The organism is Paenibacillus piri (assembly GCF_004354045.1).
Classification (GTDB): Bacteria; Bacillota; Bacilli; order Paenibacillales; family NBRC-103111; genus Paenibacillus_S; species Paenibacillus_S piri.
This window is the reverse complement of sequence record NZ_SMRT01000004.1, coordinates 15177-30132: the sequence shown is the minus strand read 5'-3', so window position 1 is coordinate 30132 and position 14956 is coordinate 15177. Positions and strand designations below refer to the sequence as shown.

Below are 14956 nucleotides of genomic sequence, written 5' to 3'. Positions count from 1 at the left end.
AGGAGCCCAGCTATGATTGAGTCCGGTAAAATCAGTAATAACCAATCCGCCATGCTGACCGTTACGAGTCTTACTATTATGGGACATTTAATTATATTGACCTTGGTCATCAGTCAGAGCAGACAGGACGGCTGGATTGCAGGGATAATAGGTACCCTGCTCGGACTCCTCGGAATTATCGGGCTGACCCGACTGTCACAGCGCTTCCCCGGGCTTACGATAGTAGAAATTTTGTGCCTCCGCTTTTCGTGGCCCGGCAAAATAGCTGCCGCAATCTACTTGTTGTATTTCTGGATCATGACCGTTTTGGCAGTACGTCTTTTTGCGGAAACCTATAAACTGATCATGGTGGAAACCCCGCTGCCCGCTTTTATCGTCGTCATTGTTCTTCTATGCGCTTACACCGTATTCCTCGGGCTCGAGACGATAGCGAGGATGAATCAAATCATGCTGCCTATACTGGTTGTCACGGCCATGTTTGTAGCATTTATGACAATGGGCAGCAAGGATTACTCCAATCTGCTTCCCATCATGAGCAGAGGCGCCGCACCCGTCGGTTTAGGAGCGTTGTCGGTGATGGGATGGTTGGGAGAATTTGCAATCATGGGAATGGTGCTTCCTTATGTTCAACAGCCTGCCAAGCTTCTCAAAGTAAACGTTGCAGCAGCCTTCGTCAATCTGATTTTCTTTCTCGGACCGATTACGGGTCCCATTGCAACATTCGGACCTTTAGAAGCGGCCAAAATGACGTTTCCGACATTTTCCGAGGTTCGATATATTGAAATAGGCGAAATCCTGAATCGGTTCGATGCTATTGCCATATTGTTCTGGACCGTAGGGCTGATGTTCCGTATATCCATATTTTATTATGGGCTCTGTCTTGGAACCGCACAGATGCTTAAGCTGACGACATATCGTTATTTGGTCGTACCTTGTGGATGGTTGGTCGGGGTAGGCTCGCTCCTGTTCGTAAGAAACCATGAGGAGATCAGGGATTTTCTATTCCGCGTATACGTGCCGCTTAACATCTTAATGGGAGCGGCGGTCCCGCTGATGCTCTTAGGGTTGTCGATCCTGTTCATTAGGAAGCGGGCATAGGGTTAATCCGAAGCAAAACACAGTAATTAAGCACTAGAATGTTAAGCACTAGAATGTTGCGTCAATCGTCAGTGAAAATGTCACTATGAAACGGTCTAGAATTGTTGTTGAAAAGTAGACACATTCATGTTACTATATGGAAAACGAGAGCAAATTACTTATATATGGACATTTGTTCACGAATACAATGGGAGGTGGCCGTTATTTTTAATAGTTCATGACGAAGGTAAACCTGTTTACAACGGAATTGATATCGCTTTCATTTGTAGAACAAACAGTGTCGGATTCAATAGATTGATATTTTTATGGATAAGGAGAATAACCAGTGAAGATAAATGCGATTGCGCATCGAGGTTACCCGGCGAAATATAATGAGAATACTCTGCAATCTTATCAGGCTGCCCTGGACCTTTCGTTTACCCAGCTTGAGCTGGATGTCCATTTAAGCAAGGATGGCATCCCTGTTCTCATGCATGATGCAACACTCGACCGTTTGACGGACGGTTCCGGCTACATTAAGGATTATACGTTAAAGGAGCTTAAGCAGTTTAGAATCGGCGAGGAAACGATTCCTACTCTGGAAGAAGCCCTGCTCTTGGTCAGAGGGCAAATGGCAGTAAACATTGACATTAAACAAACAGGAAATTTTTACAGTGGCCTGGAGCAGGCCGTGCTTGATGCCATCCATAAAACAGACATGATGGATCAGGTATATCTTCTGTCATTAGACCATTTTTGCTTAAACAATTTTCGCAAATTGTCCAAAGATGTTGCTCTGGGCGTTTCGTTTATAGGCAGTATGCCTTACATATTCGATTATATGAAGCAAATCAACGCTAAATATATGTCTGTGAAACTTCCTTATATAACCGATGAATATTACCAAATGATGGAGGATAATGGCTGCATTCTCGTTGCATGGCCCATCGATACCGAGGAAGATATGCGGCTTGTGCGCAAGAGATTCCCTTCTGCACTCATTACTACCAATCATTTGGAATTATATAAATCGATTGTCGAAAACGAACTTTAAATGGGAGTGGCGAACATGACCCGATTTGATTTACATACGCATCATGCAAGGTGCGGTCACGCGCAGGGGGAAATTCGGGATTATATCGAATCGGCAATCGGCAGCGGATTATCCATCATTGGGATTTCGGATCATTCTCCGTTCTTCGGAAGCGCTTCCGATCATTTGCATCCGAGCATTTCGATGGCCAAAAGCGAGTTTCCCCGGTATATCCGGGAGGTGCTGGAGCTCAAGGAAGCGTATAAGGATAAAATCGAAGTTTTGCTCGGCGTGGAATCGGATTTCTTTGCAGAGCATGCAGAGATTTATAAAGCTGTTTACGATAAATACCCTTTTGATTATAGGATCGGATCGATTCATTGGCTTGGCGACACATCCATTTTCGACAGAAGCCGTTGGGACGGATTGGACGAACAACAATTGCGGCAGCAAAAGGAGGCGTATTTCGGATTGATTGCACAATCGGCCCGAAGCGGAATGTTTGAAATACTCGGACACATCGATGCATTAAAAGGTTTTTGTCCGGAAATATCCGACATTCCAACGAATGCAGTCGATCAAACCCTTCAGGTGATCGGACAGTGCCAGGTTGCGATAGAAATTAACACGTCGGGGAAAACAAAAGATTGCGGCGGATGGTATCCGTCGGATTCGATACTTGAGCGCGCTTTATATTTCGGTGTCCCCGTTACTTTCGGATCCGATGCGCATGTGCCGGAGCGGGTAGGCGATGATTTTGAGCAGGTACGAAGCAAGCTGAAAGAAATCGGGTTCGATCATTGGGTTTATTTCAGACAAAAGCAGCTGCAAAAAATTGCTTTGTAGAGACGGATTGCCAGTCCCGTCACTGCTGTAACACGGTAATCTTTTATTCCGGTTTCTGTGTGAAAGGATGTTTGAAGTGGCAGAAAGCGTATGGCATATTACCCATTTGGAACTGACGTTCCGCATATGTTTATCCATGATATTGGGCGGGGTTATTGGTCTGGAGAGGGAATTGAATAACCATGCTGCGGGACTTCGCACGCATATTTTGGTTTGTATCGGTTCCGCAACCATCATGCTGCTCTCGATTCACGGGTTCAATCAATTCGTTAATGAATTAAATGTCCGGGTGGACCCGGCGAGGCTTGCCGCCCAGGTCATCAGCGGGATTGGCTTCCTGGGTGCAGGCGCCATTATGCGAACCGGCAGCTTTGTAAGCGGTTTGACAACCGCGGCTTCGATCTGGGTGATAGCGTCAATCGGGCTTTCCGTAGGAGCCGGTTTTTATTATCCTGCCGTACTTGCCACCACATTAGTATGGATCTGCTTATTCGTCCTGAACAAGTGGGAAAAGCATATGATGCTGCACCGGCGGACTCAGGAAATAAGAGTTAAAATCGTCGATCGGCCGGGTATCCTCGGACAAATTGCCGCAGAGCTGAGCAGTTTTGGCATTCAAATCAAAAATGTGCAAATGACGCAAACGGATGACTCGCCCCAAAAGGATGGAACCTTGCTTGCGATTGAATTAAATATGAGGCTGCGTTCCAGCAGCATCGACCTGCTGACAATAGCTATGGATAAAGTAGCGGCTATGCCGGAGATTTATGAGATCGAGATGATAAAGCCCATAGTCGTTGAGGGCAAGCCCTTCAAGCCTTTCGGGTTGGACGGTTGAGGTCAATTGATAAACACGCTTGCGTTTCGGCGTAGTTTGAATAACAAGGGTAAGGTGAATAATGCATGAATATTTTAGTGACAGCCCCTTATACAGAAGCAACGCTTAAAGGACTCGATCCTATCGGGAACATCCATTTTCGGCCCTGGAAACCGCATGGACGGGCTTATTATGCCAAGGAATTGATTCAGCTTCTTCAAGAAACCGGAGCCGATGCCTTAATTACGGAGCATGATCATGTGGATGCTGAAGTTATGAATGCAGCGAAGCTAAGCTTTATTGGCGTGTGCAGAGGAACTCCATCCAATGTCGATATCGCGGAAGCTACCCGTCTGGGCATTCCTGTTTTTAACACTCCGGCGCGCAATGCGCAGGCGGTTGCTGAAATGGTGGCGGCCGGCATTATCGTGTTTTTGCGGAAAATGAGAGAAAGCGAGCTTTGGTTGAAGGAGGGGAGCTGGAAGGCGGACGCACATGAATCCTATTTGAATTTTCGCGGTCATGAATTGTGCGGCAGAACTGTAGGGATTGTCGGGTTTGGCGGTGTCGGTCGAAAAGTTGCCCATTTATTGAAGCAATTTTCATGCAACATCCAGTTTTTCGACCCTTATCTAACTGAGGACCCGGATCCGGAATACAAGCGATGCACAGCGGAGCAGCTGTTTTCGACAAGTGATGTCGTATCGATCCATCTGCCTGCTACGCAGGAAACGGAAAAGATTATCAGTCATGAACTGCTGGGACTTATGAAGTCCGATGCCATTCTGGTTAACAGCGCACGGGCCTCCGTGGTGGATAGGGACGCACTGTATTCCGTTTTAAAGGAGAGCAGGATTGCGGGTGCGGTACTGGACGTATTTTGGCATGAGCCTCCACAGGCTTCTGATTATGAGCTGATCCGCTTGCCGAATGTGTATGCGACTCCGCACATTGCCGGCGCTTCTTATGAAGTAGACCATTATGGCGCTGTCATTATGAATGAAGCGGTTCATGAGTTTTTTATACGGAATAACCATTCCATACGGCAATTAGTGAATCCATCGATCCTGTCCGACAAACATTTTTCAAGCTAATGCCTAAGGAAGCAAATGAGAGGTGACCAACGAATGAAGAAATATATTCTTGTGTTTGATCTGGGAACCGGCAATCTGCGGGTTGCCGTAACGGATACGGATGGCCAAGTGTATGCGGTACAACGAGAAGATATCATTTATGAGACAGAGCAGTTTATACCGAGGTCATTATACTTTAAACCGGCCGTTGTCTGGGAGAGACTTGTGGGATTGGCGAGAAAAGCGGTCGCCCAGGCAGGAGGAGTGCCTATTGCTGCTGTCACTTCGACCAGCCAGAGACAAGGTATTGTGCTCATGGATCAAGCCGGAAATCCATTTTACGGCATGCCCAATATCGATCACCGCTCCGAATCTATAGTAAACAACTATTCGGCGGAAGTGATGCATGCTATTCAGGAGCGTACAGCGCGTACACCCTCATCTCTGTTCTCCGGCAGCAAGCTGGCTTATATATTTCAGCATCAACCGGATTTATGGCAGCGAATTCAATCTTTCTGCAGTATGAGTGATTGGGTCGGGTATATGTTGAGCGGGCGCCTTGTTTACGAGCCTTCTCAGGCAACAGAAACGCTGCTGTATGATGTGCGGAGAAATGAATGGAGTACGGAGCTGGCCGACTTGCTTGGTCTTCCGTCCCATATACTGCCTCCGCTGCAAGAAGCGGGCACTGTTCTGGGACCAATCAGGAAGGGGGTTGCCGAGGCATTAGGGATTTCGAGAGATGCTAGTGTCACCGTAGGCGCTGCCGATACGCAAGCAGCCATATATCATACGTCCTCTCGGGTTGACGATGTAATCATCGTATCGGGAACAACGACGCCGGTAGTTCAAATATGCGATACTTACCGGGCTGACGCTCTCCATAGATCATGGACGAATTCCCATGTAACTCCCAATCGATGGATTCTTGAGGCGAATTGCGGAGTGACCGGGCTTAACTACCAGCATTTAAAGCGGGTTTTTTACCCGTCCGAGCCGTACGACGTTATGGAACGGGAGCTGCACTCGGTCGAGCATCAGGAAGTCATTGCCTGCATGGGGACTATAAGAACGGATACCGATTGGGGCAATTCCGATCTGGGAGGAATGATTTTCAAGGTTCCTCTTGCACAGCAACTGAGCCGAGCGCATTTTATGTTGGCCTGCATTTGGGATAATGCTTGTATGATCAAATCGGCAATGAAGGTCATCGATGACGCCGGAGGAGCCCAGCCTGCTTATATATGGGGTTGCGGCGGCGGCTTTCAGAGTATATATTACCGTAAAATGCTCGCTTCCTTGTTGGGCAAAGAAATTCGGATCAAGCCGGGCTACGAGCAATCCTCGGTGCTGGGCGCTGCCTTATTGTGTACGGAGTCGCTGGGTCTCGGCTCGGATACAGCCGTTAATAGCGGCTATGCCGCAACAGCCTCGAATGAAATGAATCGTGACGATATGTATCACAGGTACGACCAATGGCTTCATTGGAGAAGCCGAATCGTTGTACCGGGGACATGAAGGATTCGAAACAGGACAAGACGGCGGTAGGGGGAAGACATATGCAAAATAAACAGTCCGTTGTAATTGGGGTAGACGTAGGGACGCAAGGGGTCCGTACGATCGCTTTAAACGATTCGGGTGAGCTGGTCTCGTCCAGGTCGTCGAAGTTTCCGCTGAGCGGAGCGAGGGAGGAACAGCAGCCGGCTGAATGGTGGTCGGCATTGGTATCCTGCCTGAACCAACTGGCGGGAGATATCACGCTGCGCTATCCCCATGCCCGGGTCGAAGCTTTGTCGGTAACTTCCACATCGGGCACGATGATTGCGCTCGATAAAAACTTGGAGCCGCTTAGCCCGGCGATTATGTACAGCGATTCACGATCCAAGGCAGAGGCTGCAAGATGCAGGGCAGCGGCCTTGAGCGAAGACTCCGCAGGATATACAGCGTTTAATTCGTCTTCGGGACTTCCCAAAATTGTTTGGTTTATTGAACAGCATGCGCAGCTCGCCGAAAAAATCCATATTTGGGCCCATGCGGCCGACTATATTATCGGGAAGCTAAGCGATGTATGGGGGATAACGGATTATTCCAACAGCTTGAAATCCGGCTATGATCTCATTCATGGTCAGTGGCCCGGTTATATTACAGAGAAGCTGAATTTGCCGGGCGAGTGGTTTCCGAAAGTGGTAGTCCCGGGTACTGTTCTGGGGACAATCTCAACCGCTGCGGCAGCATTGACCGGTTTGCCGCGAACGCTCAAGATTGTTGCCGGCATGACAGACGGCTGCACATCGCAAATCGCTTCAGGGGCAATTAGCCCCGGCGATTGGAGCACAACCATCGGTACGACGCTGGTCGTCAAAGGAGTGACAAGACATGCAATCGAAGATCCGCTGGGGAGATTATATAACCATAAGCATCCTCAAGGTTATTGGATGCCGGGGGGAGCCAGCAACACCGGAGGAGACTGGATCGCTGCAGATTATGCCCAGGCAGATTTAAATGCGCTGAACGCAGCTGCCGAAGCCGTCATTCCAACTCCATGGATTTCGTATCCGCTCTTGCAGCAGGGGGAGCGATTTCCGTTTCACTCCGATCTTGCCCGTGGCTTCGATCCGCAAGGGCTGACTCCGGAGCAGCTGTTTGCAGCGCGTATGGAGGGGGTCGCTTATTTGGAACGGCTGTCCTATGAAATGATTGAGTCGTTATCGGGTGAGCGCGTAAACCATCTTTATACGGCTGGAGGAGGGAGCAACAGCGGGGTATGGTTAAGCATACGCAGCAGTGTGTTGAGGAGGCCGATAAATAAAATGCGATATACGGAAGGTGCTGTCGGAGCCGCCGTTCTGGCCGCTTCTCAAACGCTGTACGGCAATCTGGAGGAAGCGTGTAAGGCAATGCTGCGGCTGGAGGAACAGATCGAGCCGATGAGCGAGGCGATTTGCCGGCAATATGATGACAATTATCTTCAGTTTAAACAGCAGCTTAGAGATAAAGGTTACTTGCATGCGGAAGGAGGGGGAGAACGCATATGACTTTATTCTATTTGGTCCGGCACGGCGAGACGGAATGGAACCGGGAAGGGAATCGATATTGCGGCCGGTCCGATATTTCGTTATCCGATACCGGGAAGAGGCAAGCGGAGCTTGTATCTGACTATTTGCAGCATACAACCTTTGATCTTCTGTTTTCCTCGCCGCTGCAGAGAGCGCTGCAAACCTGCGCGCCTATTGCAATGAACCGCTCACAGTCGATTGAGCAGGACGAACGGCTGACAGAAATCGATTTCGGCTGCTGGGAAGGGGTGCAGGGCAAGGAGATCGGATCGCGATTCCCATCTTTGTGGAATCCGTGGCTATCGGACCCGACCCACGTGAGAGCCGGGGGGACAGGCGAAACAGCGGCCGAGGTGTTCGACCGCATGTATCGGTTCTTTCGCGAGCAGGCACAGCTTCATCCGGACAAGCTGGTTTTGGCAGTGGGTCATAACACAGCCATTCGCTTATTTATTGCCGGTATTTTAGAGATGCCCTTCCAGCATTATAGACGCTTGAAGAAAAGCAATGCCGGAGTGACCGTGCTGGAAATGACCGAAAGCCAGGTAGAACTGCATCATTTCAATATGACCTTTCATTCTTTGCACACCACTTTATAAAGAAACGGGATGAGCTCAATATGAAATTAGTGATCATGGGCGATCTTCATTATCCGGGATTACCCGACGGAGACGAAGAGCTGAAGCAGGCTCGGGATACCTTTTTCCAAGAAATCATAGATACGTTTATGCAGGCGGAAGGCGACTACCATATATCAATGGGCGATTTAACGAATGAAGGGCGTCCTGAGGAGCTGCGGGCTGTCTATCATGCCATAAAGGCTTCGACAACGCATAGAAATTTTATCCATATACTGGGGAATCATGATACCATCTCGCTGGCCAAAACGGATATTACGGCCATCACTTCCGGGCAGCGCACCCACTCGATTCAGACGGAACAAGCGCTGCTTGTATTTCTTGATACAACCAAAGAGATGAATGTAGAGGACTTTGGGGGAACCGTGGATACGGAGCAATTGGAGTGGTTGGAGAAGCTGATTGACGCCTCGGGCAATCAACCGATGCTTGTGTTCGGTCATCATCCTCTGCCCTGGACGACGCGATTGTCGGATAAACCGATGCATAGGATCGATCCGGAGTGCGACTTGTGGTCCGTATTAAGCAAGAAGCAAGGAGAAGGCTATTATTTTTGCGGACACAATCATGTGAATTCGATTGTCAAGAAGGACCGGTGGCATTTCATTCAAACCGCTGCGTTCCTCGATATTTTGGCATTTCGGATGGTTGAATTGAAGGATGAAAAGCTTAAAGTCTCGATGTTGCATGTAAAGAACGAGACTTGGCTTCAGCAGGCAGAGTTCATTACAGGGAAGATGAGTCATTTCAAGCCGACAGCATCAGCTGAAGGCGAGCAAGGCGACTTGAACCTGGAAATAAATTTGAATGGCCGATAACAAAGACCGAGGAAAGGACGATGCCGATTGTCTTCAAACCGAGCTGCCATTAATCGAAGGAACAGGCTGGCCGAAAATGTGCTTGCGTATGGAATGCTTGCTCCTGCGTTGATTTTATTCATAAGCTTTTTATTTTATCCGATGATTCGTTCCATTTACCTTAGCATGACGCTGACAGATCCGCGCGGAAATGTCATCGAGTTTGTAGGCTTGGAAAATTTCTTCGATTTGTTTCAAACGAGCCAATTTTATTCGAGCTTATGGACCACCTTACTATTTATACTGCTTACCGTCCCGACGACTATACTCTGGTCCTTGCTGTTAGCAGCGCTTACGCATAACAAGCTTCGCTATACAAAGGCATTTCAATTTATTTACTCGCTTCCGCTTGCCATTTCCGTAGGTACCGGCTCCATCATTTGGGGGCTGTTGTTTCACCCGACGGTCGGCATGTTAAATTACTTCTTGAGCCTGGCCCGCATTCCGGCCATCCATTGGCTGACAGATCCTTCATGGGCGCTTATTTCGGTTTCATTAATGACTATATGGATGAATATGGGGTTTCTATACATCGTGTTGTCCAGCGGCATGCAGGGAATCCCGGAAGAAGTATACGACAGCGCGAAAATAGACGGATCGGGACCGGTGCGGACGTTTATTCAAATTGTTTTGCCATTGTTATCGCCCACCCTCTTTTTCTCGCTGATTGTATCGGTGATCGGGGCTTTTCAAGCTTTTGGCCAAATCAATATTTTGACGAGAGGCGGCCCGATGAATTCAACCAACGTGATCGTCTATTCCATATACCAGGACGCGTTCGTTAATTTCCGATTTGGTACGGGGAGCGCCCAGGCGTTGGTATTGTTTGCGATCATACTGGCTTTAACCTTGCTGCAGTTTACCGTTTTGGAGAAGAAGGTGCATTATCAATGAGCCTGAAAAAAATGTCGGATGCTCTGCTTTATTTGTTGCTTGTGTTTTTTGCCGTCCTTGTCCTGTATCCGCTAATTTTCACTGTGTTTTCATCCTTTATGACCGAGAACGAGGTAGCGAGCTTTCCGCCGCCGTTAATCCCGTCACAGTTTTATTTGGGCAATTATGCAAAAGCGATTGAAACGATACCGATTATCCGCTTTATTGCGAACAGCGTTATTGTTTCCTCGATAATTATGCTCAGTCAGATTATTACTTCCAGCTTGGCCGCGTATGCGTTTTCATTTTTGAATTTTATCGGAAAAAACATCATTTTCCTGCTTTTTTTGGCGACCATGATGATCCCGTGGGAAGTGACGATTATTCCCAATTACTTGACAATCAAGTCGTTGGGCTGGATGGATAGCTATCAAGGTTTGATTGTTCCCTTTATGGCAGGTGCGTTCGGCATTTTCCTGCTCCGTCAGTTTTTAATGCAGCTGCCGCAGGAATTGTTTGATGCGGCCAAAATGGACGGCTGCGGTCATTTGCGGAGATTCACAGCGATTGTCCTTCCTCTTTCAAGGCCGGCGCTGTCTACATTAGGCGTGTATATTTTCCTCACCCACTGGAATCATTATTTATGGCCGCTTTTAATTACGAACAGCCCTTCGATGAGAACCGTTCAAATCGGGGTAGCGATGCTTCAGCATGCGGAAGTCATGGCTTGGAATATGATTCTTGCAGGCACCACCTTAGTATTGCTGCCTTCTTTTCTACTGCTTGCACTCGGTATAAAGCAGCTGGTAAGAGGTATTACAGCGGGTGCTGTGAAAGGATAAAAGCCTTTTCGACGAAGATACATTCGTGTTATAGCGGTAACTTTACTTGAAATGATAGAATCCTTCAGCTCCGCTGAAAACTTATAGATTCTATCATTATAAGTAAAGCATGCGATCGAAGACCTTTCGACGAAGATACATTCGTGTCATAGCGGTAACTTTACTTGAATGATAGAATCCTTCAGCTCCGCTGAAAACTTATAGATTCTATCATTATAAGTAAAGCATGCGATCGAAGACCTTTCGACGAAGATACATTCGTGTTATAGCGGTAACTTTACTTGAAATGATAGAATCCTTCAGCTCCGCTGAAAACTTATAGATTCTATCATTATCATAAAAACAAATTGTATGAAGGAGATGAATGGGAATGATGAGGAAAAAAGGGGTCGCAAGTTTGATGCTGGCAAGCGTAATGGCTTTTGCAGTGGCGTGCAATGGAGGTTCCGCTCCGGAACAGGGAGGAGCCAAGGCGGAAAGCTCTACAGGTCCTAAAAAGGTTGTTTTTTGGCACGCTATGGGCGGGGCGAATACGAAAGTTGTCGATCAAATGGTAGCGGATTTTAATGGTTCCCAGAACAAAGTGAAGGTGGAGGCTATTTACCAGGGAACCTACGATGAGCTGCTTAACAAACTGAAGACATCGATGGGCTCCAATGAAGGTCCGACTGTTGTCCAGATGTATGAAATTGGAAGCCGTTTCATGATCGATTCAAAAGCGATTACGCCGATGCAAAAGTTTATTGATGCGGATAAATACGATGTATCCCAATTGGAGCCTAATATAATCGGATATTATACGATCGATAATAAACTTTACTCCATGCCGTTCAACACCTCGAATCCGCTGCTGTATTTCAATAAAGATATTATGAAGGCTTCTGGTCTGGACCCGGAAAAGCCTATGAAAACATTCGAGGATGTAAAGCAAGCCGCTGAAGCTATTGCCAAATCCGGTAAAGCCAACGGGATCACCATTCAGATTAATGGATGGTTTATGGAGCAGCTTTTTGCCAATCAAAATGCGGAGTATGTGAATAACGGCAACGGAAGAAAGTCGCTGGCAACAGAATCGCTCTTGAACACGGAACCGGGCTTAAAAGTATTGACCTGGTGGAAGAGTATGCTGGACAGTAAAGCATTAATCAACCTTGGACGTAATGCCGGCGATACCAGAAAAGCATTTGCAAGCGGTCAAGTAGGCATTATGCTGGATACGACCGCGGCGCTGAAAGGGATCGTCGAAGATGCTTCGGGCAAGTTTGAAGTGGGCACCGGGTTTTTACCGAAACCGGCCGATGTCAAAGAAGGCGGAGGTATCGTGGTAGGCGGCGCCAGCTTATGGATGATGAATAATCGCTCGGATAGCGAGCAGCAGTCGGCATGGGAATTTATAAAGTTTCTGTCCAGCCCCAAGGAGCAGGCTTATTGGCACATCAGCACAGGCTATTTCCCAGTCACTGTAAAGGCTTATGATGAGCAGAGCGTTAAGGATAATATGAAAAAGTACCCGCAATTTCAAACCGCTGTCGATCAGCTGCATCAAACCAAATTGACGCTCGCAACGCAAGGAGGAGTTATGGGAGTGTTTCCGGAAGCAAGACAGCTGGTGGAAGGAGCGGTGGAGGAAGTGCTGAATAACAAGAAAACGCCGAAGGAAGCGCTTGATGCTACAGCCAAAACGATAACGTCAAAAATTCAGCAATATAACAAAACCGTGAAACAATAACGGTCCAATCAAGACGGCTTCTACAATTTGATAACGAACTTGCCTATTGATATAATTTTCATTATAGATCCGACTCTTTTCCAGTTCTGTTGGATCATGTTAAATAACAGATAAATAACATTTTTTCGGTGGCGGGGTTATTATGGCGAAAAAGTCAAATGAAGAAACACAGCTGAAGGATAGTTTTTTAGAACGTGTGGCCCGCATGTATTATGTGTTGGGCTTAAGTCAACAGGAGATTTCGGAGCAGCTGGATTTTGGCCGCTCATCTATCGCACGTTTTTTAAATGAAGCGCGGGAGAGAGGAATTATCCAGTTTAAAATACGTTCCGATCTGGACAATAATAGATGCTCGGCCATAGAAAATCAATTGCTGACCAAATTCGGCTTGAAGGATTGCGTAGTCTTTCGAAAAGACAATGCGGTAAATTCTTTTGAGTTCCTTACTAGCCAATATTTGGATTCCGTACTGCCTTCCAATGGCGCGATTGGCTTAGGATGGGGAAAAACCGTGTTTAATGTCGGCGTCCAGATGCATTTATGCGATGCCAGGCCGGCCTTGAAGATTGTTCAGCTATCCGGGGGGTCTGGAGCCAAAGAAGATTTGGTGCCCGCAGCCTCGGTTATTCAAACGTGGGCCCAGGCGCTCAGAGCCAAAGCGGTGTTTTTTCCGGCGCCGGCTGTCGCTTCAACCGTTGAAAGCAAGGCGAATTTTTTGAGCGATCCGAACATTCAAGACATATTCAAGGAGCTAAGCAATGTTAACGTTGCCGTAGTAGGAATCGGCAGTACGGGCGAGGATGCCACCATCATCTCGTCGAATCTCGTGCCTGGACTGGACAGCAGCGAGTTATCCAAAACAAGCGTAGGCGATGTTATTTTTCACTTTTATAATAGTCAGGGTCAATTTTCGAATCCCGGGTTAAGTCAACGTGTGGTAGGAGCTTCTCCTGCCGATTTTATGGCCATCGAGCTTCGGATTGGCATTGCCTATGGAAGCGAGAAAACGAATGCGATTGCGGGGGCGCTGCAAGGCAAACTCGTCAATGTTCTCATTACCACTGAAGAGACGGCCATGTCGCTGCTGTAACAGGGAAGGAATGCCGGTTCTTGAGGCTGAGTCCGGACAAGCAGCTACAGCAGTATTCAAAGCTGCGGCCATGATTTTGTCAAAATATGTCGTATGACGCAACAGGGGCGATCCCCAGGTTTTAGACCTTGGGATCGCCCCTGTTTCCATGCCTTAAAACTGATTCCGGTACTCCGTAGGTGTGAGCCCGAATTTCTTCTTAAATATCCGGCTAAAATATTTCTCGTCATGATAACCGACCTGGCCGGCGATTTCGTAAGTTTTAAGCGCAGTGGTTTGAAGGAGCCGTTTGGCCTGCTCCATACGGACGTGGGTCAAGTAATCGGTTAAATTGATCGACTCCACCTGCTTGAATAGGAAGCTCAAATACACAGAAGAAACGAAAACTTCCTTGGCGATCATGTCCAGTGTAATATTCCGGCTGTAATGCGAGTGAATGAAATCTTTCGTTTTTTCGACGACGGCGTTGTTTCCTGAATTTCTTAATTCCCGGGTCACGGACAATAAGTGAAATAAGTACGCGCCGATTATGCCCCCCAGCTCCTCCAAAGTGGAGACAGAGAACACTGCATCGATCTGCTCCGCCCGCAGAAGCTCTCATAATGCAGAATATTAGCAAACTTAAGGTTCTTATTGAACTGGAATCGCATCTTGAATTGACGGGCGTGCACCCTGCATTTGGTGCAGTGAAGGTTAGAGAATTGCTTTCTACGTGGGTTGTACATGATTTAACGCATACGGCTCAAATCGTTCGTGTAATGGCCGAGAGATACAGGGAGGACGTTGGGCCGTGGAAACAATATTTAGGCATATTGAAAAGTAACGATAACATGAGAAATAAGGTCAAGTCCCGCATCTTACAAAAAGGGATTTGATCTTTTTTTATAATGAAAGTATAAGTTTTCAGCTGAGCTGAAGCTTTCTATCTTAAATCGCGGTCGCTCATCGTGGAAAGGCCTCGATAGAGGTTTTCTTATATAATATAAGTTGAACCAAAGAACATCCGAGATAAACCAAATGAAATG

Annotated in this window: 14 protein-coding genes and 1 pseudogene; 14 read left to right on the top strand and 1 reads right to left on the bottom strand. The window is 47.4% G+C overall.

Annotation, left to right across the window (positions count from 1 at the left end; genetic code table 11):
• Window positions 1–12 precede the first annotated feature (12 nt).
• The 13 genes from E1757_RS10650 to E1757_RS10590 all read left to right on the top strand — a co-directional run bounded on the left by E1757_RS10650 (window position 13) and on the right by E1757_RS10590 (window position 13931).
• Complete coding sequence (locus E1757_RS10650; RefSeq protein WP_133227610.1) at window positions 13–1098, top strand: GerAB/ArcD/ProY family transporter; 1086 nt, start codon at window positions 13–15, stop codon at window positions 1096–1098.
• A 325-nt stretch (window positions 1099–1423) separates the two neighbouring features.
• Window positions 1424–2131, top strand: coding sequence for a glycerophosphodiester phosphodiesterase (locus E1757_RS10645; protein WP_133227608.1), 708 nt, complete (start codon window positions 1424–1426; stop codon window positions 2129–2131).
• 15 nt (window positions 2132–2146) lie between these two features.
• Window positions 2147–2956 (top strand): histidinol-phosphatase, encoded by an 810-nt coding sequence (locus E1757_RS10640; RefSeq protein WP_133227606.1) that lies wholly within the window; start codon window positions 2147–2149, stop codon window positions 2954–2956.
• Window positions 2957–3023: 67 nt separating this feature from the next.
• Window positions 3024–3794 carry an MgtC/SapB family protein gene (locus E1757_RS10635; protein WP_133227604.1) on the top strand — a complete coding sequence of 257 codons (771 nt, stop codon included), beginning with the start codon at window positions 3024–3026 and terminating at the stop codon, window positions 3792–3794.
• Between the two features lie 65 nt (window positions 3795–3859).
• Window positions 3860–4867: an NAD(P)-dependent oxidoreductase gene (locus tag E1757_RS10630; RefSeq protein WP_133227602.1), complete on the top strand. Its 1008-nt coding sequence runs from the start codon at window positions 3860–3862 to the stop codon at window positions 4865–4867.
• A 33-nt stretch (window positions 4868–4900) separates the two neighbouring features.
• Complete coding sequence (locus tag E1757_RS10625; RefSeq protein WP_165972064.1) at window positions 4901–6364, top strand: FGGY-family carbohydrate kinase; 1464 nt, start codon at window positions 4901–4903, stop codon at window positions 6362–6364.
• A 41-nt stretch (window positions 6365–6405) separates the two neighbouring features.
• Window positions 6406–7881 carry an FGGY-family carbohydrate kinase gene (locus E1757_RS10620; RefSeq protein WP_133227598.1) on the top strand — a complete coding sequence of 492 codons (1476 nt, stop codon included), beginning with the start codon at window positions 6406–6408 and terminating at the stop codon, window positions 7879–7881.
• The gene (locus tag E1757_RS10615; RefSeq protein WP_133227596.1) at window positions 7878–8501 is read left to right on the top strand and encodes a histidine phosphatase family protein; all 624 of its coding nucleotides are present in this window, start codon (window positions 7878–7880) and stop codon (window positions 8499–8501) included. The genes E1757_RS10620 and E1757_RS10615 overlap by 4 nt, the downstream gene beginning before the upstream one ends.
• A 20-nt stretch (window positions 8502–8521) precedes the next feature.
• Complete coding sequence (locus tag E1757_RS10610; RefSeq protein ID WP_133227594.1) at window positions 8522–9358, top strand: metallophosphoesterase family protein; 837 nt, start codon at window positions 8522–8524, stop codon at window positions 9356–9358.
• Between the two features lie 27 nt (window positions 9359–9385).
• Entirely contained in the window at window positions 9386–10291 is a 906-nt protein-coding gene (locus E1757_RS10605; RefSeq protein ID WP_246079128.1) for a carbohydrate ABC transporter permease, read from the top strand.
• A complete protein-coding gene (locus E1757_RS10600) occupies window positions 10288–11112 on the top strand; it encodes a carbohydrate ABC transporter permease (RefSeq protein WP_133227592.1) in 825 nt (274 codons plus the stop codon). Before E1757_RS10605 ends, E1757_RS10600 begins: the two co-directional genes overlap by 4 nt.
• A gap of 364 nt (window positions 11113–11476) precedes the next feature.
• Complete coding sequence (locus E1757_RS10595) at window positions 11477–12841, top strand: ABC transporter substrate-binding protein (RefSeq protein ID WP_425464834.1); 1365 nt, start codon at window positions 11477–11479, stop codon at window positions 12839–12841.
• A gap of 142 nt (window positions 12842–12983) precedes the next feature.
• The gene (locus E1757_RS10590) at window positions 12984–13931 is read left to right on the top strand and encodes a sugar-binding transcriptional regulator (RefSeq protein WP_133227590.1); all 948 of its coding nucleotides are present in this window, start codon (window positions 12984–12986) and stop codon (window positions 13929–13931) included.
• A gap of 153 nt (window positions 13932–14084) precedes the next feature.
• Here the strand turns inward: E1757_RS10590 and E1757_RS10585 are convergent, their stop codons facing one another.
• Window positions 14085–14498 carry a helix-turn-helix transcriptional regulator gene (locus E1757_RS10585; protein WP_133227588.1) on the bottom strand — a complete coding sequence of 138 codons (414 nt, stop codon included), beginning with the start codon at window positions 14496–14498 and terminating at the stop codon, window positions 14085–14087.
• Between the two features lie 23 nt (window positions 14499–14521).
• Between E1757_RS10585 and E1757_RS10580 the strand changes: the two are divergent.
• A pseudogene (locus E1757_RS10580) lies at window positions 14522–14806 on the top strand (hypothetical protein); the annotation flags it as partial.
• Window positions 14807–14956 lie beyond the last annotated feature (150 nt).